At 67.9% G+C, this 24,922-nt stretch carries 18 protein-coding genes; 13 read left to right on the top strand and 5 right to left on the bottom strand.

Translation table 11 applies throughout. From position 1 onward, the window contains the following. The first annotated feature begins 10 nt into the window (after positions 1–10). From ACE11G_RS16850 to ACE11G_RS16805, 10 genes are all read left to right on the top strand, one after another. Positions 11–928: a decaprenyl-phosphate phosphoribosyltransferase gene (locus tag ACE11G_RS16850; RefSeq protein ID WP_006897130.1), complete on the top strand. Its 918-nt coding sequence runs from the start codon at positions 11–13 to the stop codon at positions 926–928. Beyond that, complete coding sequence (locus tag ACE11G_RS16845; protein ID WP_375003167.1) at positions 915–3,008, top strand: hypothetical protein; 2,094 nt, start codon at positions 915–917, stop codon at positions 3,006–3,008. The genes ACE11G_RS16850 and ACE11G_RS16845 overlap by 14 nt, the downstream gene beginning before the upstream one ends. A gap of 346 nt (positions 3,009–3,354) precedes the next feature. Further along, positions 3,355–4,353 carry an alpha/beta hydrolase family protein gene (locus tag ACE11G_RS16840; protein ID WP_006897128.1) on the top strand — a complete coding sequence of 333 codons (999 nt, stop codon included), beginning with the start codon at positions 3,355–3,357 and terminating at the stop codon, positions 4,351–4,353. A gap of 272 nt (positions 4,354–4,625) precedes the next feature. After that, positions 4,626–6,098: an alpha/beta hydrolase-fold protein gene (locus ACE11G_RS16835; protein WP_375003164.1), complete on the top strand. Its 1,473-nt coding sequence runs from the start codon at positions 4,626–4,628 to the stop codon at positions 6,096–6,098. Positions 6,099–6,204: 106 nt separating this feature from the next. Continuing rightward, positions 6,205–6,753 carry a DUF732 domain-containing protein gene (locus ACE11G_RS16830; protein WP_039867708.1) on the top strand — a complete coding sequence of 183 codons (549 nt, stop codon included), beginning with the start codon at positions 6,205–6,207 and terminating at the stop codon, positions 6,751–6,753. Further along, entirely contained in the window at positions 6,747–7,730 is a 984-nt protein-coding gene (locus ACE11G_RS16825) for a cutinase family protein (RefSeq protein ID WP_045539322.1), read from the top strand. The genes ACE11G_RS16830 and ACE11G_RS16825 overlap by 7 nt, the downstream gene beginning before the upstream one ends. 143 nt (positions 7,731–7,873) lie before the next feature. Continuing rightward, entirely contained in the window at positions 7,874–8,884 is a 1,011-nt protein-coding gene (locus ACE11G_RS16820; protein ID WP_006897124.1) for an LLM class F420-dependent oxidoreductase, read from the top strand. A 114-nt stretch (positions 8,885–8,998) separates the two neighbouring features. After that, positions 8,999–10,897: a long-chain-fatty-acid--AMP ligase FadD32 gene (gene fadD32 / locus ACE11G_RS16815; protein WP_006897123.1), complete on the top strand. Its 1,899-nt coding sequence runs from the start codon at positions 8,999–9,001 to the stop codon at positions 10,895–10,897. Positions 10,898–10,987: 90 nt separating this feature from the next. After that, positions 10,988–16,357, top strand: coding sequence for a polyketide synthase Pks13 (gene pks13 / locus ACE11G_RS16810; protein ID WP_006897122.1), 5,370 nt, complete (start codon positions 10,988–10,990; stop codon positions 16,355–16,357). A 17-nt stretch (positions 16,358–16,374) separates the two neighbouring features. Next, positions 16,375–17,925 (top strand): acyl-CoA carboxylase subunit beta, encoded by a 1,551-nt coding sequence (locus ACE11G_RS16805; RefSeq protein ID WP_006897121.1) that lies wholly within the window; start codon positions 16,375–16,377, stop codon positions 17,923–17,925. 41 nt (positions 17,926–17,966) lie between these two features. On the opposite strand, the gene ACE11G_RS16800 is transcribed toward ACE11G_RS16805, so the two are convergent. The 4 genes from ACE11G_RS16800 to ACE11G_RS16785 all read right to left on the bottom strand — a co-directional run bounded on the left by ACE11G_RS16800 (position 17,967) and on the right by ACE11G_RS16785 (position 21,272). After that, positions 17,967–19,445 carry a DUF222 domain-containing protein gene (locus ACE11G_RS16800; protein ID WP_375003160.1) on the bottom strand — a complete coding sequence of 493 codons (1,479 nt, stop codon included), beginning with the start codon at positions 19,443–19,445 and terminating at the stop codon, positions 17,967–17,969. Between the two features lie 165 nt (positions 19,446–19,610). Continuing rightward, positions 19,611–20,213, bottom strand: a complete 603-nt coding sequence (locus ACE11G_RS16795; RefSeq protein ID WP_006897119.1) for a PIN domain-containing protein — start codon at positions 20,211–20,213, stop codon at positions 19,611–19,613. A 74-nt stretch (positions 20,214–20,287) separates the two neighbouring features. Continuing rightward, positions 20,288–20,698 carry a helix-turn-helix domain-containing protein gene (locus ACE11G_RS16790; RefSeq protein ID WP_006897118.1) on the bottom strand — a complete coding sequence of 137 codons (411 nt, stop codon included), beginning with the start codon at positions 20,696–20,698 and terminating at the stop codon, positions 20,288–20,290. Positions 20,699–20,804: 106 nt separating this feature from the next. Beyond that, positions 20,805–21,272: a DUF2231 domain-containing protein gene (locus tag ACE11G_RS16785; RefSeq protein WP_006897117.1), complete on the bottom strand. Its 468-nt coding sequence runs from the start codon at positions 21,270–21,272 to the stop codon at positions 20,805–20,807. A gap of 144 nt (positions 21,273–21,416) precedes the next feature. Between ACE11G_RS16785 and ACE11G_RS16780 the strand changes: the two genes are divergently transcribed. Continuing rightward, on the top strand, positions 21,417–22,151 hold the full coding sequence (locus tag ACE11G_RS16780; protein WP_006897116.1) for a VIT family protein: 735 nt from the start codon (positions 21,417–21,419) through the stop codon (positions 22,149–22,151). Between the two features lie 36 nt (positions 22,152–22,187). On the opposite strand, the gene ACE11G_RS16775 is transcribed toward ACE11G_RS16780, so the two are convergent. Continuing rightward, positions 22,188–22,865, bottom strand: coding sequence for a TetR/AcrR family transcriptional regulator (locus ACE11G_RS16775; RefSeq protein WP_375003157.1), 678 nt, complete (start codon positions 22,863–22,865; stop codon positions 22,188–22,190). A 56-nt stretch (positions 22,866–22,921) separates the two neighbouring features. On the opposite strand from ACE11G_RS16775, the gene ACE11G_RS16770 reads away from it, so the two are divergent. Then, a complete protein-coding gene (locus ACE11G_RS16770) occupies positions 22,922–24,418 on the top strand; it encodes an MFS transporter (RefSeq protein ID WP_375003155.1) in 1,497 nt (498 codons plus the stop codon). 148 nt (positions 24,419–24,566) lie between these two features. Then, entirely contained in the window at positions 24,567–24,887 is a 321-nt protein-coding gene (locus ACE11G_RS16765) for a putative quinol monooxygenase (protein WP_346077398.1), read from the top strand. The last annotated feature ends 35 nt before the right edge of the window (positions 24,888–24,922 follow it).

Raw genomic sequence — 24,922 nt, 5'->3', positions numbered from 1 at the left:
GGAAGCACCGATGAGCGAGGAGCCGATCGAGCACGGCGTCCCCGGTCCGCCGAAGAATCTGGCGACGGGTCTGATCAAGGCACTCCGCCCGCGCCAGTGGGTGAAGAACGTCCTGGTCTTGGCGGCGCCGCTGGCGGCCGGAACCGAGGTCCTCAAGGATTCGGACCGGATGCTGAACGTCGGCATCGCGTTCATCTCGTTCTGCCTGGTCGCGTCGTCGATCTACCTCATCAACGACGCTCTCGACGTGGAAGCCGACCGCAACCATCCCACCAAGCGCTTCCGGCCCATCGCGGCGGGCGTGGTACCGCGTAACCTCGCCTTCGTGCTCGCCGTGGTGCTGGCCGCCGGATCGATCGGCATCGCGTTCATCGCCAACTGGCAGACGGCCGTGACGATCGCGGTGTACCTGGGCGTGCAACTCGGTTACTGCTTCGGGCTCAAGCACCAGGCCGTCGTCGACATCTGCATCGTGTCGTCGGGCTTCCTGCTGCGCGCCATCGCCGGCGGCGTGGCCGCCGAGATCGACCTGTCCAAGTGGTTCCTGCTGGTGATGGCCTTCGGTTCGCTGTTCATGGCCGCGGGCAAGCGCTACGCCGAGTTGCAGCTGGCCGAGCGCACCGGGGCCAAGATCCGCAAGTCGCTCGAGTACTACACCACCACGTACCTGCGGTTCGTGTGGACGCTCTCGGCCACCGCCGTCGTCCTCTGCTACGGACTGTGGGCCTTCGACGGCATCCACTCGCAGAACGTCTATTACGCCATCTCGATGGTGCCGTTCACCGTCGCGATCCTCCGCTACGCCGTCGACGTCGACGGCGGTCAGGCCGGCGAGCCGGAGGACATCGCGCTCGGCGATCGGGTGCTGCAGTTCCTTGCGGTGGCGTGGGTCGTGCTGGTGGGTGTTGCGGTCTATGTCCCGCTCTGATGAGTCCCGGTCCGATGATCCGACGACGGTGATCCCGGTCGTCTCCGACGACCCCGATGGCCCGGAGGCCCTCGACGAGCCCCGCGACGGCGGACGGCCCGCGAACCGCGGCGACCGGCGCAGGCTGATCGCACCGATCGCCAGCTTCTCGATCGGAGCCCTCGCCGTCACCGTGCTGTTCGCGATCGGTGCGTGGCAGCGCCGCTGGATCGCCGACGACGGCCTCATCGTCCTGCGCACCGTGCGCAACCTCCTCGCGGGCAACGGACCGGTCTTCAACGCCGGTGAACGGGTGGAGGCCAACACCTCCACCGCGTGGACCTACCTGATCTGGTTCTGGAGCTGGGTGACCGGCGCCGAGCACACCGAGTACGTCGCACTCTGGGTGGCGCTGGTGCTGTCGGTGGCCGCGCTGCCGCTCGCCATGTACGGCACGGCGCGCCTGTACGGTCGCCGGGCGCTCGGGCCGGGGCTCACGCTGCTGCTGCCGTTGGGCGCGATCGTGTACATCGTGATTCCGCCCGCGCGCGACTTCGCCACGTCCGGCCTCGAGAACGGTCTGGTGATCTTCTGGATCGCCGCGCTGTGGTGCCAGTTCCTCGCCTGGGGCCGGCGTGACCCGGCCGACGGGAGCCGGCGGTCGCGGATCGCCTTCCTGCTCCTGGCTTTCACCGCGGGCATGGCGCCGCTGATCCGTCCGGAGATCACGGTCTTCGGCGGACTGGTCCTGCTGGTGCTGTTCGTCTCGCGGATCGGCTGGCGCATGCGTGTGGCGATGGTGGTGGTCGCGGGAGCCGTCCCGATCGGCTATCAGATCTTCCGCATGGGCTACTACGCCGTCCTGGTGCCGAATCCGGCGATCGCGAAGGATGCGAGCGGGTCCAAGTGGAAGCAGGGCTTCGCCTACCTGGACAACCTGTTCACCCCGTACACCCTGTTGCTGCCGGTGATCGTCGCGATCGTGGCGGGCGTACTGCTCGCCGTCGGCGCGTACCTGACTCGCCGCGAGGCTCCTCGGGCGGCGTCTGCCGTCTCGGCGGCCCCCGCCGACGATGCCGATGCGCCGGAGATCCTCGGGGCGCCGCCGGTCCCGCCGATGCAGCGGCTCCGTCGCACGTGGTCGTCGGCCGTCGACCACGTGCAGTCCCAGAACGCCGTCGTCGTCACGACGCTGGTGGCCGGGCTGATCCTCGGCCTGTACTGGATTCGGCAAGGCGGGGACTTCATGCACGGCCGCGTCCTGCTGGCGCCGCTGTTCATTCTGCTGCTGCCGGTGATGGTGATCCCGGTGACGATTCCCGCCTCGCTCTCCAGCGCGCGGTCGCGGTACCAGTTCGGCGCCGGGCTGCTGCTGCTCGGCGGCGTCGTCACCACCGTGTGGTGGGGGGTGGCGGTCAATCAGACCGTGCTGCCCAACGCCGGTATGGACATCGGCCGCGACGGCATCGTCGACGAGCGTCGCTTCTATGTGACGAACATGGGCAACGAGAACCCGATCACCGCAGAGGACTACCTCGAGTATCCGCGGATGCGCGCGATGGTCGAGAAGATCCGGCAGACCGAGGCCGCCGGAGGCGGGGTGATCCTCCCGTCGGCGAACTTCGACGAGTGGTACGTGGCTCCGCTGCCCGAGCACTTGAAGCCCGGGATCCCCAGACAGACCACGGTGTACTTCCTCAACCTCGGCATGACGAGCATGAACGCTCCGCTCGACGTCCGGGTGGTGGACCAGATGGGCCTGGCGTATCCGTTGGCGGCGCACACGCCGCGGCTGACCGACGGGCGCATCGGGCACGACAAGCATCTGCCGACCGAATGGGTGGTCGCCGAGAGCGGAAGCGTCTCGGGTTTCCCGGCGTTCATCGACCGGGACGAGGTGAAGATGGCCCGCGTGGCACTGACCTGCCCGATGACCGAAGCGCGATTCGCCTCGTACAAGGGCACCTGGACATTCGCCCGATTCCGGCACAATCTGCGGCAGGCCGCAGAGTTCAATTCCTACCGGATCGCCCGCGAACCGAAATACGAGATCGAGCGGTGCGGCTTGGCGATGCCCAAGGGGCTGACCTCGGATAACTGAGAGCCGCCTCAGGTGAAGCTGAGACGGACATGTGTCAGATAGCTCTCACCGATTGGCGGGCCAGATATCGAAACGGTAACGTCCTTGCTCGGTTGCACGATAGAAACGGCGTGGCCGCAACGAGGGTGAAGGCCCGCGGAGCGGCTGTGCACAAGTCGACTGACCAGGCTATGTGATTGCGATCACAGGGTTTGGTGAGGGTGGGAGAGTCGAATAGGCTCGCTCTATCCAGTTGCAGATGTGACTTTTGTGACGTCAACGACGGTGCCCACGCGTGCCGAAGAGGTTCACAGGTGGTCTCAGGACCGCCGGTGAGTGCAAAGCAGAGTTAGGGAGAATGCAGTCAATGCGCGTAGCTAAGAGCAAACCGCAGGCCGGCCATCGCCGGTTCACCGCGGTCCTCGTCGCAGTGCTCACTGCCATGGGGCTGATGGGTACCGCCATCGGAGCGGGTCAGGCGAGCGCCGCGTCGTACGCGGGGTTCTGGATCGACGCCTGTGGCATGCCGACCAACGGCGCCTTCGGCAACAAGTCGATGGCCCCCGGTCAGGTGAAGGTGCAGGCCTGGCGCAAGCCCGGCAACACCCGCACGGTGATCTTGCTGGACGGAATGCGTGCGCGCTACGACCGCAGCGGCTGGGACATCGAGACCAACGCCCGCGCGATGGCCGATCGCGGCGTCAACGTCGTCATGCCGGTGGGCGGTCCCGCCAGCTTCTACACCGACTGGGATGCGCCGTCGAACTTCAACGGCCAGCGCAAGGCGTACAAGTGGGGCTGCGTGCTCGACAAGCGCCTCGTCCCGGCTCTGCGCAGCAAGGGCTTCGCGAGCAAGGGCGGCAAGTACGCCATCATGGGTCTGTCGATGGGCGGCGGTGCCGCGCTGACGCACGCCGCGCAGCGTCGTGACCTCTACTACGCGGCCGGCTCGCTGTCGGGCTACCTGACGCTGTCGGCGCCGGGCATGCGCACCGCGCTCCGTCTGGCCATGCTGGACGTGGAGCCGCAGCCGTGGAACGTCGACGCGATGTGGGGTCCGCCGTGGAGCCCGCGTTGGACGCAGAACGATCCGTTCATGCTCATCAACCGCATGCACGGCCTCAAGATCTTCGTCGGCTCGGGTAACGGTCTGTTCGGCCGCTACAACTACCCGCAGAACACCTTCGACGACCTGTTCAAGGGCACGCCGCTCGAGCTCCTGGCGTTCGCGCAGGCCAAGGCCTTCGAGGCTGCGGCCTTCGTCCAGGGAGTCCCGGTGATGTCGTACTCCGCCAACGGCACCCACGCCTGGGGCTACTGGAGCGACATGCTGTGGAACGCCAAGGCCCGGGGATTCTTCAACTGATCCCACTGGCCGCGCGCTAGAGCACATCTCGCCTGAGCCGCGACATCGCATCCGCGATGTCGCGGCTCAGTCCGTTGTCGGGCCGACTGTGGCCGGGCGGGGCTGGTTCGGTCGCGTCATTCCGGGACGTCTTAGACACTTCAGTCACATAATTCACACGAGTCACAGCGTGGCGCGCACCGAACTGAGGATTTCCCGTGTAAAAACACGGGAGACGCCCGGTGTCGCGTGGGCGCGAGAAGGCACGGCCGGGGACTTGTGAGGAGTACGCAGTGAAGATCTGGACCAAGACGACGACCGCGAGACGAGGCGCGGCGAGTCTCGCCGTGGCCGTATCGATGGTCGCCGCCGGTGCGGGGCCCGCGCTCGCCGATCCGGCGCCCCAGCCGCCGCAGCAGGCGCCCGCCAAGCCGGCTCCCAAGCCCGCGCCCAAGCCGGGCGCCGACAAGCCCGCCCCCGCCAAGCCGGGCGCGAAGCCGGACGCCAAGCCCGGCGACAAGCCGGGAGCCAAGCCCGCTCCGGCCAAGCCGGCACCGCCGGCCGTGGTCACCAAGACGTACTGGTACAGCTCGCACCGCGTGGCGCTGTGGGTGCACTCGCCCGCGATGAACACCGACATCCAGGTTCAGATCCTCCTGGCCCGCGACTGGTTCTCGAACCCGGGCGCCAAGTTCCCCCAGCTGACCATGCTGGACGGACTGCGGGCGCAGGACGACCAGAGCGGTTGGCTCATCAACACCAACGCCGAGCAGTTCTATCAGGACAAGAACGTCAACGTGATCATGCCGGTCGGCGGTGAGTCGAGCTTCTACACCGACTGGAAGGAACCCGACCGCGGTAAGAACTACCAGTGGGAGAGCTTCCTGATCCACGAGCTGCCGCCGATCCTCGAGGGACAGTGGCGATCCACCGACGTGCGCGGCATCGAAGGTCTGTCGATGGGCGGGTCGGCGGCGATGATGCTCGCTGCCCGCAACCCCGGCTTCTACCGGTTCGCGGCGTCCTTCTCGGGCATTCTCCAGCTGTCGTCGTACGGGATGCCGCAGGCCGTCCAGTTCGCCCTGCGCGACGGCGGCGGCTACGACTCGATGAAGATGTTCGGACCGCCGAGCGACCCGGCTTGGAAGGAGCACGACCCGTACGTGCTCGCATCCAAGCTGCGGGGCACCAGCCTGTACATCTCGTCGGGCAACGGCGTGGTGGGCCCCCACGACAAGCCCTCCGACATCCCGCTGTTGGCGACCAACTACTCCGGCGTGGGCCTGGAGGTCCTCTCTCGGGTCACCAGCCAGCAGTTCGCCTTCCGCCTCAACAAGCTGGGCATCCCGGGGCAGGCCGTCTACCGGCCGTCGGGTACGCACACCTGGCCCTACTGGGAGTTCGAAATGGCACAGGCGTGGCCGCAGGCCGCGAGCGCGCTGGGACTCAGCGGCGACAAGGTGGCGTGCCAGGTGGGCGACGCCTTCAAGAAGGCGCCGCAGGTCAAGGATCTCGGCGGCTGCCTCACCCCGCAGTACCCGGTGCCCGGTGGCAGTGCCCAGGACTTCCGCAACGGACGCATCTTCACCGGACCGAAGGGGCCGAAGGTGGTCGGCGGCGCGATCGGCGGCGCGTACGTGCCCGCCGCGGACCGGTTGGGACTGCCGACCAGCGACGAGCAGACCGGCCGCGACGGCGTCAAGTTCAACACCTTCGAACGCGGCAAGATCACCTGGACTCCGCAGGGCGGTGCCCGGGTCGAGTGACCCGCACCACCACTGCCTGAGTTTCGTCTGAGGAATTGCCATGTCTTCGCAGGTGAACCCCTTTGCGCGGCGGGTCGGGCCGCTCGACGGCGGTAGGCTGGCCGTCATGACTGCCAAGTACCTCCGGCTCGCCGTCGCGGCGGGAGCGCTCGCCGTCGCGGTCGGCGCGCTCACCGCGTGCAGCGATTCGTCGACCGCGAGCGCCCCCATCGGCACCGCGCCAGTCACCACCACCACGATGCCCGGATCGGATTCGAGCAAGGCATCCGCATCGGCTGAGGCGTCCAAGCAGGCCGAGAGCGGGGCGTCGAAGGCCGCCGTGTCGCCGCCCGAGACCAAGCCGAACTCGTCCACCACGCCGCCGGGCAACTTCCCGGGCGGATCGCCGCCGCCGAGCGGCATCAAGCTGAGCGACAAGGACAAGGCGTATCTGACGGATCTGAAGAAGCAGAACGTCTCGTTCATGGGCGACGACGACAACAACGTGGCGCTGACCATGGGTCACTACGTCTGCGACGCGAAGTCGCAGAAGGCCGATCCCATGCTGGTGAAGGCGTACGTGCGTGCCGCGATCGGCCCGATGACCAAGAGTGACGCCGAGGCGAACACGAAGTCCGACAAGGTGATCACCGCGGCAGAGAAGAACCTGTGCTGAAGCGCCGCCGAATCGGGCGGCTGCTGCTGATCGTGCTCGTCCTCGCGATCGTCGCTGCGCTGCTGATCGGATTCCTGATCTATCAGTGGCTCAAGCCGCCGCCCCCTCCGCCGGGGCCCGGGCAGCCGGGCACCACCACCACGGCGCCGTCGAACCGTCCGCAGGCGCAACCGGCCGACTGTCCCGACGTGTTGACCCTGGTGATCCCGGGAACATGGGAGTCGAAGGCGGGCGACGATCCGTACCATCCCACCGCGAACCCGAAGTCGCTGATGCTGAAGGTCTCCTCGCCGCTGGAGGAGAAGTTCGATCGGTCGCGGACCGAGGTGTACACCGTGCCGTACAAGGCGCAGTTCCGAAATCCGACCAACCTGGCGGACCGTCAGGCGAGCTACGACGATTCGCGTGCTCAGGGCACCCGGCGTGCAGAGGAGAAGCTCCGCAAGACGCATGCGCACTGCCCGCTGACGCGGTACGTGCTGATGGGCTTCTCCCAGGGCGCGGTCATCACCGGCGATGTCGCGAGCGATATCGCCAACGGCCGCGGTCCCATCCCGGCGGCCGACCAGGACCTGGTCCTGGGCGTGGGGATGATCGCCGACGGCCGTCGTCAGCCGGGCGGTCAGCACGACGTGGCGCCGAGCCCGGCCGGTGTCGGCGCCGAGATCGCACTCGGCGGTTTCGGCAGCATGGTTCCCGGAACCACGCTGTCCGGCGCTCGCAGCGGCGGTTTCGGCGACCTCTCCGATCGCGTCTACTCGATCTGCGCGCCCGGCGACCTCATCTGCGATTCGCCGACCGTCAACGATCCGCTGAGTGCGATCGGCAAGCTGGCGAACGCGGCGGGCAACCCGGTGCACGCCCTGTACGCGACCACCCGGTACTGGAAGTCGAACAGCGGACAGAGCGCCACGCAGTGGATGACCGCGTGGGCCTCGAAGCTGATCTCCGGTGCGCCGCATCCCGAGCACACCTGAACCGGAGACCGGCTCCCCGAGATCCGCGCCGTCCGACAGGGGCGGTATCAGTGCCGGTCAGCTTGGGCGATGCGACTGCCTGCGATAGCCTTCTCGGGTTGGGGCCCGCGCAGCGGGCCGCAGACCTATGAGGAGAACGCTTCGTGACGACTGCCAAAGACTCGTCGACGCATACCGCCGACGGACTTCGGAAGTTCCGCTTCGGCGCGGGCGGCGAGGGCAACAAGGACGAGGGCGGCGCCCGGAAATTCGTGAAGCTCGCCCAGACCGCTGAAGAGTACGGGTACGACACCTTCGCGATACCGGATCACATGGGCAACCAGGTGGGGCCGCTCGCGGCCCTCGGTGCGCTCTCGCAGGCCACCAGCACCATCCGTCTCGCGACGTCCGTGCTGGCCAACGGTTTCCGGCATCCGGCCGTGCTGGCCAAGGAGGCCACCACCATCGACGTCCTGTCGAAGGGCCGGCTGGAGCTGGGCATCGGCTCGGGCTGGATGAAAGAGGAGTTCGACAAGGCGGGCATCGAATTCGGCACGCCCGGCGAGCGGATCCGCAGGCTCGACGAGTCGTTGACGATCCTGGACAAGCTGATGCGAGGCGAGACCGTCGACTTCGACGGCGAGTTCTACCAGATCAAGGGCCTCGAGGGGTCGCCTCGACCGCGCCAGGGGCCGCGACCGCCGATCGCGGTCGGCGGCGGAGGTCCCAAGATGCTCGCGCTCGCCGCCAAGCACGCCGACATCATCTCGGTGGCGACCGGCACCACCCGCGAGGGCAAGCTCCGGCTGTCGGACATGACGATCGAGAAGACCATCGAGCGCGTCGACCGGATCCGCGAGGCCGCCGGCGACCGGTTCGATCAGATCGAACTGAACTGGACCATCGCCACCATCGTCGTCACCGACGATCGCGTGGCCACCGCGGAGATGGCGCTCAAGGCTCTGGAGCAGGGGTATCCGCCGAACATCGCGCGCGATGTGGAGCTGACCGTCGACGACATCCTCTCGTCGCCGTACCTGGCCTTCGGCTCCTTCGAGGAGATCGCCGAGCAGATCCGTGAAGTCCGCCGCCGGACCACGATGAGCTACGTGGGAGTATTCCCGACGCAGATGGACGCGTTCGCGCCTGTCATCCCGCTTCTGCGGGGAGAGTAAACTGACCGAGGTTTTCGTACGTTCGGGGGGCTGGGCACCGTGGTGCCACTGGGGGACGCGTGCGGATCAATTGACCCAAGGCCGTGCAAGAGTGCGGGTAACAGGAGTTAACGGATGCTGAATACCGAGTTCGAGCAGTTCCTCGACGAGACCGGCAACCTCCATTTCGAGGACGACGTGACGCTGGTCGACTATGTCGAGCGCAACGTTCGGGAACAGGCCGACACCCTGGCCTACCGCTTCCTCGATTTCAGCCGGGAGCGGGACGGTGAGCGCATCGACCTCACCTGGGCGCAGTTCGGCAAGCGTCTGCGCGCCGTCGCCGCGCGGCTGCAGCAGGTGACGCAGCCGGGTGACCGGGTCGCGATCCTCGCGCCGCAGTCGCTGGAGTACGTGATCGGCTTCTTCGCCTCGCTGTACGCGAGCAACATCGCCGTGCCGTTGTTCAGTCCCGACGAGCCCGGCCACACCGACCGGCTGATCGGTGTCCTCGAGGACTGCAAGCCCTCGGCGATCCTCACCTCGACGAAATCGGCCGAGGCGGTGCGCGACTTCTTCGCCGACCGTCCGGCCAAGGAGCGCCCCCGCGTGATCGCGGTGGACGCGGTTCCCGACTCGGTGGGCGCCTCCTGGGTGCCGCCGGTGGCCGACCGGAACAGCCTCGACTCGGTCGCCTACCTGCAGTACACCTCCGGCTCGACCCGCGTGCCCGCCGGCGTGGAGATCACCTACCGGGCGGTGGCAGCGAACTGTCTGCAGATCTACGACACCATCGAGATCGACCGCAACGCCCGCGGCGTCACCTGGTTGCCGCTGTTCCACGACATGGGTCTGCTCACCGTGATCCTGCCCGCGCTGGGCGGCCGCTACGTCACGATCATGAGCCCGATGGCTTTCGTGCGCCGCCCGGGCCGCTGGATCCGCGAGCTGGCGGCGGTCGACGACCACGCCCCGACCTACGCCGCGGCCCCCAACTTCGCCTACGAGCACGCGGCGCTGCGCGGTCTGCCCCACGAGGGCGAGACGCTCGACCTGTCGAACGTGATCGGCCTGATCAACGGTTCCGAACCGGTCACCGTCAGTTCGATGCGCAAGTTCAACGAGGCCTTCGCGCCGTACGGGCTCTCGCCCAAGGCGATCAAACCCTGCTACGGCATGGCCGAGGCCACGCTGTTCGTCTCCGCCACCCAGCGCGACAACGAGGCGCTCGTCCGGTACGTCGACCGCGAGAAGCTCAATCAGGGCGAATTCGTGCCGGTCGACCCGGAGGCCGAGGGCGCCGTGGCGCAGGTCTCGTGCGGTCAGGTGGCGCTGAGCCAGTGGGCCGCCATCGTCGACCCGGAGACGGGCGAGGAGCAGGCCGACGGGCGGGTCGGTGAGATCTGGCTGAACGGACTGAACATCGGCGAGGGCTACTGGAACAAGGACGAGGAGACCGTCGAGACCTTCCACAACCGGCTGGCCAAGCGGCTCGAGAGCGGCAGCCACGCCGAGGGCGCACCCGACAACGACCGCTGGATGCGGACCGGCGACTTCGGCGTCTGGTACGAGGGCGACCTGTACATCACCGGGCGAGTCAAGGACCTGGTGATCGTCGACGGCCGCAACCACTACCCGCAGGATCTCGAGGCGAGCGCCCAGGAGGCGAGCGTCGCGATCCGTCCGGGCTTCGTCGCCGCATTCGCGGTGCCGGCCAACCAGTTGCCCGACGAGGTCTTCGAGGGCGGTTTCAGCGGACTCACCCGCGATCCCGACGACTCGTCCGAGCAGTTGGTGATCGTCGCCGAGCGTCCCGGACGCAAAGCCGACCCGCAGGAAGTGGCCGACGCCGTACGCGCGACCATCGCCGGCAGGCACGGCGTGATGGCCCGCGACGTGCTGCTGGTCCCGAACGGTTCCATTCCGCGTACGTCCAGCGGCAAGATCGCACGCCGCGCCACCAAGGCCGCGTACATCGACGGAACCCTGCGCGGCGGGTACCAGCAGACCGCGTTCCCCGACGCCGACGCATGAGACGGCGACCGGCCCGGTATGTCACGCCGTGACATACCGGGCCTTTTGCTGAGTAACGAAATGATTAACGCCACCGGTAGGCTGAATACGATGTCTGAAACTGAGAACACCGCGCCGTCTGACAGCACTGCGCCCTCCGACACCACTGGGCCCACCGAGCGCACCGGGCCCTCCGAGAGCACTGAGTCCCCGGCCGGCCGCGCCGTCTCGAACGGCGAGACCGTCGGCGACCTGACCGTCGACGAACTGCGCGACTGGCTCCGCAACTGGGTGTCGCGGGCCACGGGTGTGGCCGTCGAGCAGATCTCCGACGACCGCCCGATGGAGGAGTTCGGACTGGCCTCGCGGGACGCCGTCGCGCTCGCGGCCGACGTCGAGGACTTCACCGGGGTCATCCTCACCGCGACCGCCGCGTACAACCACCCGACGATCGCGTCGCTGGCCAAGCGGATCATCGAAGGCGATCCCGACGAGGGACTCGACGTCGAGGCCGACCGGTTCTGGGAGCGTGAGCGATCGGCCGACGACGATATCGCCATCGTCGGCCTGGCCACCCGGTTCCCCAAGGCGGGCACCACCCCGGAGTCGACGTGGGAGGCGCTGATCAGCGGCGTCGACGGCATCACCGATCTGCCGGACGACCGGTGGCTCGAGTTCAAGGCCGACCCGCGACTGGCCGAGGCCATCGAGAAGGGCAACGTCCGCGGCGGCTACCTGGACGACGTGACGGGCTTCGACGCCGACTTCTTCCAGATGAGCCCGCGCGAGGTGGAGAACGTCGACCCGCAGCAGCGGCTCGCACTGGAGCTGACGTGGGAGGCGCTGGAGCACGCGCACATCCCGCCGAGTGACCTGCGCGGTGGCCAGGTGGGCGTCTTCATGGGCACCTCGACCAACGACTACCAGTTGCTGGCGACCCTCGGGCTCGGCGAAGGCGCATCGGAGACGGCCGCGTACGCGCTGACCGGTACGGCGACGTCGATCATCGCGAACCGAGTGTCGTACTTCTTCGACTTCCACGGCCCGTCGCTCGCCATCGACACGGCGTGCTCGTCGTCGCTGGTCGCCGTTCACGAGGGCGTGCGCAGCCTGCGGAACGGTGATTCGGATGTCGTCATCGCCGGCGGCGTCAACATGCTCATCACCCCGGCCGCGACGCTCGGCTTCGACCAGATCGGCGCACAGGCGCCGGACGGTCGGATCAAGGCCTTCTCCTCGGACGCCAACGGCATGATCCGCGCCGAGGGCGGCGGCGTCTTCGTCCTCAAGCGGATGGCCGACGCCCGCCGCGACGGCGACACCGTTCTCGCGGTGATCGCCGGTTCCGCGGTCAACTCCGACGGACGCTCGAACGGCATCTTCGCGCCGAATCCCGAAGCCCAGGTGGAGGTGCTGCGATCGGCGTACGCCGACGCCGCCATCGACCCGCGCACCGTCGACTACGTCGAGGCGCACGGCACCGGAACCGTGCTCGGCGACCCGATCGAGGCCGATGCGCTCGGCCGCGTGGTCGGTCGCGGCCGCAGCGGCGACGCGCCGATGCTGCTCGGCTCGGCCAAGACCAACTTCGGTCACATGGAGTCGGCGGCGGGCGCCGGTGCGCTCGCCAAGGTGGTGCTCTCGCTTCAGAACGACAAACTCCCCGCTTCGCTGAACTACGCAGGACCCAACCCGTACATCCAGTTCGAGGCCACCAACCTCCGGGTGATCACCGAACCGACCGAGTGGCCGCGGTACTCCGGGCACGCCGTCTCCGGTGTCTCCGGATTCGGTTTCGGCGGAACCAACGCGCACGTCGTGGTCCGCGAGGTGCTGCCGTCCGACTTCGAAGACCGCGCGGCCTCGCCCGCCGACGCCGACGCCGCCGCCGGGGTCCCGGTGCCCGACGATCTCGACGACGACGACTTCCTCACCGAGGCCGAGCGGGCGGTGCTCGCGGCTCAGGCCAAGCGTGAGCCGGTCGCCGCGGAAGCACCCGAGGCCGATCCGGCGGAGGGCTTCGCGCCGGCCGCCGTCCCCGGCGCTGTAGTGCCCCTGGTGATCTCCGGTTTTCTGGCCTCGCGCCGGCGCAAGGCCGCCGCGGAGCTGGTCGAGTGGCTGGAGTCGGACGAGGGCAGGCAGACGCCGCTGGCGGAGATCGGCCGTGCCCTGGCTCACCGCAACCACGGCCGCACGCGCTCGGTGGTGATGGCTCGTACGTACGAGGACGCGGTCAAGGGCATGCGCGCGGTCGCCGAAGGCAAGTCGCTGCCCTTCGTCTACACCTGCGACTCTCCCGACGCCGCGTCCGCGGTGTGGTTGCTCTCCGGTTTCGGCTCGCAGCATCGCAAGATGGCCAAGCAGCTGTACACCGAGAACCCGGTGTTCGCGAAGTACGCCGACCGCGTCGACGCCTACATCCAGCGGGAGCTGGGGTATTCGATGGTCGAGATCTTCCTCGACGATGCGCGGACGTACGAGATCGAGACCGCGCAGATCGGCATCTACACGATCCAGGTGGCGCTGGCCGACACGATGCGCCACTACGGCGCTGAGCCCGGCGTCCTTGTTCCGCACTCGATGGGCGAGGCGTCGGCCGCCTACATCAGCGGCGGACTGTCGCTGGAGGACGCCACGCGGGTGATCTGCCAGCGTTCGCGCTTGATGGGCGAGGGCGAGGCGATGCTGACCGGCGACGCGGTGCGCTTCATGGCGTTGGTCGAGTACAGCGCGGAAGACATCAACGACGTCCTCGTGGACTACCCGGACCTCGAGATCTGCGTCTACGCGGCTCCCACGCACACGGTGATCGGCGGTCCGGGACCACAGGTGGACGCGATCGTGGCGCGTGCCGAGGCCGAGGGCAAGCTGGGCCGCAAGCTGCAGACCAAGGGCGCGAGCCACACCTCGCAGATGGACCCGCTGCTCGGTGAACTCTCCTACGAGATCACCGGCATCGAGCCGCAGCCGTTGAAGTACGGCGTCTACAGCTCGGTGGACCGCGAGACCTTCTACCGTCCGGGCACCCCCGACGTGTTCACGATCGACTACTACCTCAAGGGCCTGCGCCACAGTGTGTGGTTCGCCCAGGCGATCGCGAAGTCGGTGGAGGCCGGGCACCGCACGTTCGTCGAACTCTCGCCGAATCCCGCCGTCCTGATCTCGGTGGCTGCCACCACGTTCGGCGCCGGGGTGCACGACGCGGAGCTGATCGAGACGCTGCGCCGCAAGGAGGACGAGAGCTACGGGCTCGTCAACGCGCTGATGAAGCTGTACGTCCACGGGCATCCGGTGGATGTGGCGGCGCTGTTCGGCACCGGACCGGATCAGCGGTTCGCGAACATTCCGCGAACGCGGTTCGAGCGCAAGCCGTATTGGATCGATGCAGTGATCTCCGGTGGCTCGGGTGCCGGTTCGGTGCCGGGCGCGCACGTCGCGCTGCCCGACGGCAGGCACGCCTGGGAGGTCAACGCCGCGGCGGTCACCGATCCGCGGGAGCTGGTGCTCGCCGCGGCGAAGCAGGTGCTCGGTTCCGGCGCCGCGGTGGCGGCAGTCGAGTCTCTCGGTGATTTCCCGACCGACGGCACGGTCACGACCACGCTCACCGGCCACCCGGGTGGCGCGGCGATCAGTGTGCACGCCGGTCCGCAGGGCGGATTCGCGTTGCTCTACCAGGCCGCGGTGACCGGCGGCACGGTGCGCGAGCCGGTGCCGTCCGCGACCGGCGCGGACGCGCAGACGCCTGCCGAGGCCGCGAAGGCCTCCGGCTTCGTCGACGAGAAGGTGGTCGTCGAGGACGAGGTCGTCGACGTGATCGGCGACCGGTGGAGCCCGGACTCCGGAGAGAGCGTGGGCGACCGCCTCGCGGTCATCGTCGGCGAGTCGATGGGCTACGACCCCGAGGACCTGCCGCGGGAGATCCCCCTCATCGAACTGGGCCTCGACTCCCTGATGGCGGTTCGCATCAAGAACCGCGTCGAGTACGAGTTCGAGATCCCGCAGCTGCAGCTGCAGGCGATGCGACAGGCTGATCTGTCGGACGTCGAGAAGTTCGTCGCCTTCGCGGTCACCCACCGCGATCAGCTCGACGACCTGGAGAAGGCCACCGGCGGCGGAGAACTCGACACCGCCGCGCTGAACGCTTACATCGATGCGGAACTGGCCAAGGATGCTTTGAAGGGACAGGCGCCCGATGCGCCGGAGCCTGCAAAGCAGGTCGAGCCCGTTGAGCCGACGACGAGCGCGAGCGAGGAGTCGAGTCGGAGCCAGGTGAGCGAAGCGCCCAAGATGGCCGAGACCGCCACCGACACCCCGCCCGCACAGGCTCCCACCATCACCGACCAGGCGTCGGTGGCGGAGGCTTCGGGCACCGATGTGCCGCCGCGCGATGCTGCCGAACGCCTGACCTACGGTGCGTACGCGGTGGTGACCGGCAAGTCGGCCGGTGGCGTCTTCAACAAGCTGCCGGTGCTCGACGACGAGACCGCGGAGAAGCTCACCGAGCGGCTGAACGAGCGCACCGGAGGCGAGATCGACGTCGAGGACGTCCTCGATTCGGAGACGATCGAGGAGCTCTCGAACTACGTTCGTCAGCACATGGAGGCGTCTGCCGACATCGACGGCTTCGTGCGGTTCCTGCGTGTCCCGAAGAATTCCGACGGCACGCCGAAGCACACGTTCGACACCGCCGCGGGCGACCCGACGCCGATGCTGGTGTTCCACCCCGCGGGCGGCAACACCTCGGCCTACGAGGCACTGCTCAAGCGGCTGCCGGACGACCAGCCGGTGATCGGCTTCGACCGAGTCGAGGGCACCATCGAAGAGCGGGTACGTCAGTACATGCCGCGCCTGCGCGAGGTGCAGCCGCACGGTCCGTACGTGCTGGTGGGCTGGTCTCTGGGCGGGGCGCTGGCCTATGGCGCCGCACAGCTGCTCCGCGAGGAGGGCGAGGAGATCGCCTTCGTCGGACTGATCGATGTGGTGCGCCCGACCCGGGACGTGCCCGACACCCCGGAGAACAAGCGAGCGCGGCTGGAGCGTTGGAAGGCGTTCGCGATCAAGACTTACGGGCTCGACGAGGACGTGCCGATCCCGATGGACCGGCTCGTCGCCGCCGACGACAACGAGCAGTTCGCGATCATCACCGAGATGATGTCGATGTCGGGGACCAAGATTCCGGGCGGGATCATCGAGCATCAGCGGACGTCGTTCCTCGACAACCGTGCGCTCACCGAGATCGATCCCACGCCGTACGACGGCAAGGTGGTGCTCTACCGCGCGGACAAGATGCACGACGGAGCCATCGAACTCGAGCCGCAGTGGGCCGAGATCGATGAGGACGGGCGCTGGGGCGAGGTGGTGGACGATCTGGAGATCATTCACATCGGCGGCGACCACCTGGCCATCGTGGATGAGCCCTACGTCGCGAAGGTCGCAGCCGACCTGGCCCGCCGCATGGCAGATATCAGTACCGAGAAGTGACGGAAAGGGCACACGTAGTGACTGACACGACTGCTGCCAAGCTCGCCGATCTGCGCGAGAAGCTCGAACTGGCGAAGGAACCCGGGGGCGAGAAGGCGATCGCCAAGCGCGCCAAGAAGGGCATCCTGTCGCCGCGCGCACGGCTGGAGTTGCTGTTCGACCCGGGGACCTTCGTGGAGGTCGGTGCGCTCGCCAAGATGCCGGGAGCCGGGGAGACCGGTTACGGCGACGGCGTGGTGACCGGTCACGGGCTGGTCCACGGACGGCCGGTGGCCGCCTTCAGTCACGACCAGACCGTGATGGGCGGCACCGTCGGTGAGATGTTCGGCCGCAAGGTGTCAGCGCTGATGGAATGGGCGGGCAAGCTCGGCTGCCCGATGGTCGGTATCAACGACTCGGCCGGCGCCCGCATTCAGGACGCCGTCACATCGCTGGCCTGGTACGCCGAGATGGGACGCCGCAACGACCTGCTGTCGGGTCTGGCGCCGCAGGTCTCGGTGATCCTCGGCAAATGCGCGGGCGGCGCGGTGTACACGCCTGCCAACACCGACATCCTGGTGGCGGTCGAGGACAAGAGCTACATGTTCGTCACCGGGCCCGACGTCATCAAGCAGACCACGGGTGAGGAGATCTCGGCCGAAGACCTCGGCAGCGCCCACAACCAGGCGCGGTGGGGCAACATCCACCACATCGCACCGGATGAGGCGGCGGCATTCGAGTGGGTCCGCGAGTACCTGCAGTACATGCCGTCGAGCGCACACGAGGAGCCGCCGATCATCAACCCGGGTCTGGAGCCGGAGATCACCGAGTCGGACCTCAGCCTCAACACGTTCATGCCCGACAACGACAATGCCGGCTACGACATGCGGGACATCATCATCCGCCTGTTCGACGACGGCGCCTTCCACGAGGTCGGGGAGCTGTTCGCCCCGAACATCCTCACCGGCTACGCGCGAGTGGACGGTCGGAGCGTCGGCGTGGTCGCCAATCAGCCGAGCGTCATGGCGGGAACCCTCGACACCGACTCGGCGGAGAAGGCGACGCGCTTCGTCCGGATCTGCAATGCCTACAACATCCCGCTGATCTTCCTCGTCGACACCCCCGGCATCCTGCCGGGCCTGGTGGAGGAGCAGAAGGGGACCATCCGGCGGTCGGGCAAGTTCCTCTACGCCTACGTGGAGGCCGACGTTCCGAAGATCACCGTGGTCTTGCGCAAGGCCTACGGCGGCGCGTATGCGGTGATGGGCTCCAAGCAACTGGGCGCCGACATCAACTTCGCTTGGCCGACGGCCAAGATCGCCGTCATGGGTGCGGAGTCGGCAGCGGCCGTGCTGACCCGCAAGCAGACCGAGGGTCTGTCGGCCAACGACGCCGACAAGGTCCGGCAGGACTTCATCGCCTTCTACAACGCGATGATGGCGACCCCGTACCTCGCCGCGGAGAAGGGGTACGTCGACGCGGTCATCGAACCCGCGCAGACTCGACTCCAACTCCGCAAGGCGCTGGCACAGCTGCGCGACAAGCAGGTGCTGCGGAACCCGCGCAAGCACTACTTGATGCCGATCTAGCGATCGGTATCCTTCCGGCCGCGGCCGGTCTCTGCTCGTGGTCAGGCGGCCAGGAGGGTGTCGAGGTAGTTCTCGATGCGAGATTCGCTGGGTTCGGGCGGCGGCTGGGGTTGGTGGTCCGGTAACAGTTCGGCGTGGTGGATCTGGTTGATCCGCCATCCGGGTGGTCTTGTCCCGCCGCGGCTGGTGTTGCCGCTGGGTCGCCAGGCGACTCTGCCGGCGTGGGGTCCGTCGATCAGGATGGTGGTCTGCCATTGCCCGGGGCGGGGGCCGACGGAGCGGTTGTGGCGTCCGCATGCGGCGCCGAGGTGGTCGATGTCGGTGGGTCCGCCGTCGGCCCAGTCCGGGAAGTGATGGGCTTGGGCGCGGGTGAACGGGGCTGCGCAGCCGGGGGCGGTGCAGCCGCGGTCGCGGGCGAAGAGCATCAACCGCTGCGCCCGCGACGCCAGCCGGCGACCCCGACCGAGATACAACGCCTGCCCGGTATGGGCGGAGAAGACGGCCAGATGCGGGGTCGCGGTGGCGGCGACCTCGATCAACTCCGCCACCGGCAGCCGGGTCCCGGTCGCGGTCAACGCGATCCCGCCCCGCTCGGCCAATTCGTGGTCGGTGACGGTGATGACCAGATCACCCGACCGCCGACCACCCCCAACGCCAGTGCGTGAGGTGCGCAGCAGGGCTTGCAGTCCGTCGTGGGTGCGTTGCGCGGGTGTGCGGGTATCGCGTTCGACGGCGGCGGCGAGGGCGGCCGGGTCGGCCGATTCGACGGTCCCGGATGGGGAGTCCGGGTCGTCGGGATTGTTCATCCCCGGCGCCGCCCACGACGGCAGTGCCGCCTCCATCTCCGCCCGCAACGCCGGGGTGAGGTAGCCGCGGACTTTGCTCATCAGCCGCAGATCCTGGGGCAGGATCGTGAAGCCGCGCAGGCGTTTGCGGTCGCGTTCGTCGGTGACGGTCCCGTCCGGATCCAGGTGCGCCAGCAGTCGGATGCCGGCGGTGCGGACACCGGCCGGACTCAGCTCGCGGGCGACCCACGCCAACTGCACCTCGGCCCGCGCGCGTACTGATGCGTCGATGGCGGTGGGGATCTTGTCCATGATGGCGTCGATTTCGCGGACGTGGTCGGCGCCGATCGCTCCCTCGCCGACCGCGACCGCGGTCGCCGGCAGTACCGGTGGGCGGGTTTGGCCTTGTAGGTCGGTGAATCGTCCGATGCCGGCGGCGCTGACGCGTCGGGATCGGGCGGCACCGTCACCGAGCCGTAACCCCTGCGCCAGGTACTGGTGCACCGATAGGTATCCGGCTTTGCGGTAGGCGCCGCGGTCGGAGACCTCCACCAGCACCGCGGCGTCGACACCGTCGAGACGACGATGAGTACGTTCCAATGTCTCGACGGTTTCCAGCAGGGTGTCTTCGGGGACCGCGGACAGTGGCAGGGACGCGAACTTGGTTGCCGCAGCTTCCAACAGGCGGGCGAGGGCGGCCGGGTCGTCCGGGAGCAGCACTTCTGACGTGACCATCGAACCCACCCCCTTTCGACCTGCACAGTGTCCGAGAACACTCCTGCTGTGTTTCTATGTTCGAATCTTACCGATCCCCTCTGACAACGAGCGCACTCATTGGCTGACGAGAGGGGACCAGGAGGGAATGAGAGACTCGCCTGCCCAGCGGGCAATCAGTGCGGGTCAGGTCGAGGACGACGCGCGGGATAGCGCTTCCGCGACAGCCGGGGCTTGCATCATCGCGCGGATCGCGGCGGCAAAGGTCGGGGCTTGAGCGGCCTCGAGGCGATCGGCGAGGTTGAACGGTCTGCCGAGACGGCAATGGTAGGTGATCTGGTCGAGTAGAGCCTCGCGGACGGTGGCGATTGCGTCCCGATGGACGAGCATCAGGAAGTCGTCGGGGGTATATACCTCGTATCCGAGACGTTCGTCGTTCGCCTCGGCGAACCGGTGGAATCCTCGATCGTTGGTGACGACGTATTGTATGCGGCCGTGCTCAGCCGCGGCGTGCAGATGCGCGTCGTACTCATCGGTGTACTCAAACGCCGAGTCGACCTCGTATCCCTCGATCCGACCGTGCACCGCGACTTTGATGATCCGTTGTCGGACGCCGCCGACCTGGTGATCGGAGTAATGCGGGTGATTCTTGCGCAGGTGGTAAACCAGTTCGGCGAGCACATCCTCGGTCCAGCGCAGGTGGAACAGCGGCGGACCTGATCTCGCGGCGAGGAGACAAATCCAGTCCCGAAGTGTTCGCGAATAAAGCACGTTCGCATCCGGCAGCACGTTCGGCACTCCTGAAGTCACTCAAGTCACAATAGATCCCGTGCGGGACAGAGTCGCCGACAGGAGGTGCCGTTTCAGTAGTCTAGGTCCTCCGCCTGCTCGAACTCGCGTAGCTCCCACAACGCTGCCCGCTGTTGCTCACGCAGCCGGTCTCGGTAGGCGAGAACGTCGGACGTGTTCAGTCGAGTGTGGGTGCCGACCTTGTGCGCAACTATCTGTTCATCTCGAATCAGCTTCATCAATGTCGGTCGTGACATGCCGAGTAGGTCTGCCGCGGCGGTGGTCGTCAGCTCATCCGGCATCGATCCCACGGTTACCGTCCCGCCGGCGGCGACGATCCGGAGCACCTCAATAAGGACTCCAGCCAATTCTGCCGGCACCGCCGCACGCAGGGCCGCCAGATCGACTGCACTGGCTTGCGACACTTGGTCTGACGTCACGGTCACTGTGGTCTTTCCGACGCCCCGATCGATCACTGCACTCATCGCTACACACCTCCCAGTCGTTGTCTCGACACTAAACCAGTTGCACTTATAAGTGAAACTGGTTTTCTGCAATCCGACTCTGTCGGGCAGCTGAGCCGCCGCGAGACTAACCGCCCCACACCGCGCGGGCACCGCTGTCGCCGACGAGCACCACCATCACCAGCGAGGCGATCGCCGCTGCGACGACCGCGACTCGCACGACGGCGTCGACGACTCCGATAGTTTTGTCCGACAGCGGAATCCGTTCGGTGACGAATGGATACCGCAGCAGTTGGAGCAGGGCGATCAGCCCGAACAGCGGACCGACCGCGAGGATCAGCTCGTCGCCGAGCTGGGTGTGCTGCTCCAGCTGAGGAGTCGAGCCGACCTTCTTTTCCAATGCCTCACCAGCGGATGTGGTGATCGGCACGGCGATCAACGTGACGAGTGCGAGGATCGACGGGAAGACGCCGAGGGCGATCCGGGCCCTGGGCCATACGGCGATGGCGATCGCCACCAGTGCGGTGACTGGAACCGCGACCACGACGAAATGTACGAGAAGCGGGTGCGCGGGCAGCCCGTTGATGGTGTCCATGCGAGTGAATCTACGGTATCGGCGGGAACCGGTCAGGACGCGCGGCCGGACTCTACGGAAGTTCACGGGTAACCCTCGGCTCACACTTCTCAGCCCTGCCAAACCTTGCTTGCCGGGACGCTGACCAGCTGCGACCATGGATTCATGACGACGGAGACGAGGCCGACGCCCGACGGCGGGCATGCCGACGAGCCCCACACCGGCGCGCTGGCGAGCCGGCTCAACTGGTTGCGCGCCGGAGTCCTGGGCGCCAACGACGGCATCGTCTCGACGGCGGGCATCGTCGTCGGCGTGGCCGCGGCGACCGCCGACCGCGGTCCGATCTTCACCGCGGGGATCGCGGGCCTCGCGGCGGGCGCGGTGTCGATGGCGCTGGGGGAGTACGTGTCGGTGAGCACGCAGCGCGACACCGAGGCGGCGATGCTCGCGAAGGAGAAATGGGAGCTGCGGAACCAGCCCGAAGAAGAACTCGAGGAACTGGCGGGCATCTACGAGAAGAAGGGCATGTCACCGGAGACGGCGCGGCGGGCCGCCGCCGAGCTGAGCGACCGGGACGCCTTCGCCGCCCACGCTGAGGCCGAACTCGGAATCGATCCGCACGAACTCACCAACCCGTGGCAGGCCGCGTTCTCATCGGCGGTGTCGTTCACCGTGGGAGCACTGCTTCCGCTGATCGCGATCCTGGTACCGCCCGCACAGTGGCGCATCCCGGTGGCGGTGGTCGCGGTGCTGGTGGCACTGGCCGCCACCGGGGTCCTCGGTGCGTACCTCGGCAAGTCGTCGCCGTGGCGGCCGACGCTGCGGATGGTGATCGGCGGCGGCATTGCGATGGCGGTGACATACGGCATCGGTTCGCTGGTCGGGACCGCCGTCGGGTGAGGTCGGGCCGAGGCGTCCGGGCCCTACCTCCGAGCCCTACGTCTGGGACTGCACCGACTGAAGCAGCCCGTCGACCAGCGCGGCCAGGCCCTCGCGATACGTGTCAGCCGAAGTGAGTGGCGCCCAGCGGTCGGCGGCCTGTGCGAGTCTCGGTAGTTCGCTGCGATCGAGGTCGGCGAAGACCTGATCGCGGAAGGTGCGGCGGTCGTCCGACCGCCGGCGCGCCGCGGTGGTCTTCACGACGATCTCACCCGCCGTGTAGTACCAGATCGACCGATACCCGCGGACGGCTTGATCGAGCGTCAGGCCGGCCTGCACGAGACCGTCGACGATCTGTTCGACGAACCAGAGAGCCGAGGTCGAGAGCAGATCGTCGGCGGTCAGCACCTCCACGATCCACGGGCAGCCGACGAGGGCCTCGTGGATCGCGTCGGCCCCGGACAGGACGCGATCGCGCGCCCGCTCCGGCGGTTCGAATCGCCGCAGGTTCTGCGCGGCGTAGTCGTCCAACAGCATCACCAGCAACTCGTCCTTGTTCCGGACGTGGTGGTAGACCGCCATCGGCGCAATTCCCAACTCCGACGCCAGCCGCCGCATCGTCAGGCGGTCCACACCGTCTTCGTCGACGATGCGGCGCGCCGCGTCCAGGATCTCCGAGAGCGATATCCGTGGTGGCCTGCCTGTGCTCTTTCGGGGAACTGAAGGTTGCGCCATGCCCTCATCATTCCTCAGGGGTCGACAATCGAGGGGCGCGCCGTTAGTTTTTATACATGTACAAAAATAGGATCGGGAAGCCGACGGTGGTGCTCGCCGCGGCCTGCGTCGCTCAGTTCATCGTCGCTCTGGACATGTCCGTCGTCACCGTCGCGCTCCCGACCATCGGGCTCGACCTGGGTTTCGCTCCGCTCGATCTGTCGTGGGTGGTGCACGTGTATGCCCTGGTCTTCGGCGGACTGTTGCTGCTGGGCGGACGCGCCTGCGACCTCTACGGCCGCCGCCGGGTCTTCGTCGCGGGACTGATCGTGTTCGGCGTCTGCTCCCTTGCCGGCGGCGCGGCGCACGCGCCGTGGCAGTTGATCGCGGCCCGGGCCGGTCAGGGCCTCGGTGCCGCGGCGGTGGCACCGTCGGCACTGGCGATGCTCACCGCTACGTTTCCCGAGGGCGGGGCCCGGGTGCGGGCCCTCGGGGTCTGGAGTGCGGTCAATGCGGCCGGCGGCGCGCTGGGGGTGCTCGCGGGCGGACTCTTGACCGAGTACGCCGGCTGGCGCTGGGTCATGCTGGTCAACATTCCGATCGTGATGACGGCGCTCGCGCTCATCCCGCTCGGAGTGCCTGCCGGAGAATCGTCCGCACGGGGTCAGCGGCTCGATTGGCCGGGCGCGCTCGCCGCGACCGCGGGCGCCGTACTTCTGGTGCTCGGCGTCGTGCGCGCCGACACCGTCGGCTGGGGATCAGCGATCACGATCGCGACGCTGGCCACCGCGGGGCTGCTCCTGGCGGGTCTGATCGTGATCGAGGCGAAGTCTGCCGCACCGCTGCTGCGTCCGGGTCTGCTCGCCGACCGGTGGGTCTCGGGCGCGAACATCATCGTCTTCCTGGCAGCTGCCGGGCAGTTCGCGGCGTTCTATCTCGTATCGCTGTACATGCAGAACATCCTCGGCCTGAGCGCGGGGACCACAGGAGTGGCGTTCCTGCCCTTCACGGCCGGACTGATCGCCGGGACCGTCGTCGCCGTCCGCATCACGGCGGCGCACTCGCCGCGCACCGCGCTGGTGCCGGGGGCAGTGGTGGCGGCGGCCGGACTCTGCTGGTTCGCCACGATCGATCCAGGTGGCAGCTTCATGGTCGATGTGCTCGGCCCGTCGATCCTCACCAGCGTCGGTGTCGGCCTGGTCCTGGCGCCGGTCGCGACCGCCGCGACCACCGGCGTCGCTCCGCACGAGGCGGGCATGGCCTCCGGACTCATGAACAGTTCCAGGCAACTGGGCGGTGCAGTCGGAGTGGCAGCCCTCGCCACCATCGCAGCGCACCGATCGGGGACGTCGGTCGACCCCGTGGCGGTGAGCGGCGGCTACGCCCTGGGGCTGGCGGTGGCCGCCGGGTTGTTCGCCCTGGCGGCAGTGGCGGCGATCGTGCTCTTGCCGCGCCGCACGCCTCGGCGGACGCGCACCGTCACGCCGCTCGTGGAGGCCGCGGCGCGTGACCGCAGCGATGCGAACGAGAAGGGCGATACGAACGAGAAGAGACTGGAAGGAACGCACTCATGACGATTGACGCGATCGACCTGTTCACCTCGGCCCGGCACGAGAAGCGCACCGACTGCCGTTGACCGCCGGGCGCCGCGATCCGTGGCCGGTACAGGCGGGACGACCGATAATGGGATCGGCAATCGTCCCAACTCCAGACAGGACCCGCATGTACTTCATCGTCGTCAAATTCCAGGTCAAGCCCGACAGCGTCGACCGGTTCCCGGACGTGGTGGCCGAATTCACCGCGGCCACGCGAGCCGAGCCGGGGAACCTGTGGTTCGAGTGGTCGCGCAGCCTGGACGATCCGTCGGAGTACGTGCTCGTCGAGGCCTTCACCGACGAGGGAGCGGGCCCGCACGTCTCCAGCGACCACTTCGCCGCGGGATTGGAGGCGATGCGCCCGCACCTCGTCTCGACCCCGAGGATCGTCTCCCGTCAGGTCGACGGCGACGGCTGGGACGAGATGGGTGAGCTGCGGATCGACTGAGAACGCCGCGGCCCGCGGCAGCCGGTCCGATCCGC

This window comes from Gordonia sp. PS3, assembly GCF_041950545.1.
Classification (GTDB): Bacteria; Actinomycetota; Actinomycetes; order Mycobacteriales; family Mycobacteriaceae; genus Gordonia; species Gordonia sihwensis.
The sequence above is the reverse complement of the archived record's forward strand: the minus strand, read 5'-3'. Positions and strand labels throughout refer to the sequence as shown.

Bases quoted from the DNA above. Each gene is read 5' to 3' on its own strand.
- ACE11G_RS16850 (WP_006897130.1), top strand. From the start codon at position 11: ATGAGCGAGGAGCCGATCGAGCACGGCGTCCCCGGTCCGCCGAAGAAT.
- ACE11G_RS16845 (WP_375003167.1), top strand. From the start codon at position 915: ATGTCCCGCTCTGATGAGTCCCGGTCCGATGATCCGACGACGGTGATC.
- ACE11G_RS16840 (WP_006897128.1), top strand. From the start codon at position 3,355: ATGCGCGTAGCTAAGAGCAAACCGCAGGCCGGCCATCGCCGGTTCACC.
- ACE11G_RS16830 (WP_039867708.1), top strand. From the start codon at position 6,205: ATGACTGCCAAGTACCTCCGGCTCGCCGTCGCGGCGGGAGCGCTCGCC.
- fadD32 (WP_006897123.1), top strand. From the start codon at position 8,999: ATGCTGAATACCGAGTTCGAGCAGTTCCTCGACGAGACCGGCAACCTC.
- pks13 (WP_006897122.1), top strand. From the start codon at position 10,988: ATGTCTGAAACTGAGAACACCGCGCCGTCTGACAGCACTGCGCCCTCC.
- ACE11G_RS16800 (WP_375003160.1), bottom strand. From the start codon at position 19,445: ATGGTCACGTCAGAAGTGCTGCTCCCGGACGACCCGGCCGCCCTCGCC.
- ACE11G_RS16790 (WP_006897118.1), bottom strand. From the start codon at position 20,698: ATGAGTGCAGTGATCGATCGGGGCGTCGGAAAGACCACAGTGACCGTG.
- ACE11G_RS16785 (WP_006897117.1), bottom strand. From the start codon at position 21,272: ATGGACACCATCAACGGGCTGCCCGCGCACCCGCTTCTCGTACATTTC.
- ACE11G_RS16780 (WP_006897116.1), top strand. From the start codon at position 21,417: ATGACGACGGAGACGAGGCCGACGCCCGACGGCGGGCATGCCGACGAG.
- ACE11G_RS16775 (WP_375003157.1), bottom strand. From the start codon at position 22,865: ATGGCGCAACCTTCAGTTCCCCGAAAGAGCACAGGCAGGCCACCACGG.
- ACE11G_RS16770 (WP_375003155.1), top strand. From the start codon at position 22,922: ATGTACAAAAATAGGATCGGGAAGCCGACGGTGGTGCTCGCCGCGGCC.
- ACE11G_RS16765 (WP_346077398.1), top strand. From the start codon at position 24,567: ATGTACTTCATCGTCGTCAAATTCCAGGTCAAGCCCGACAGCGTCGAC.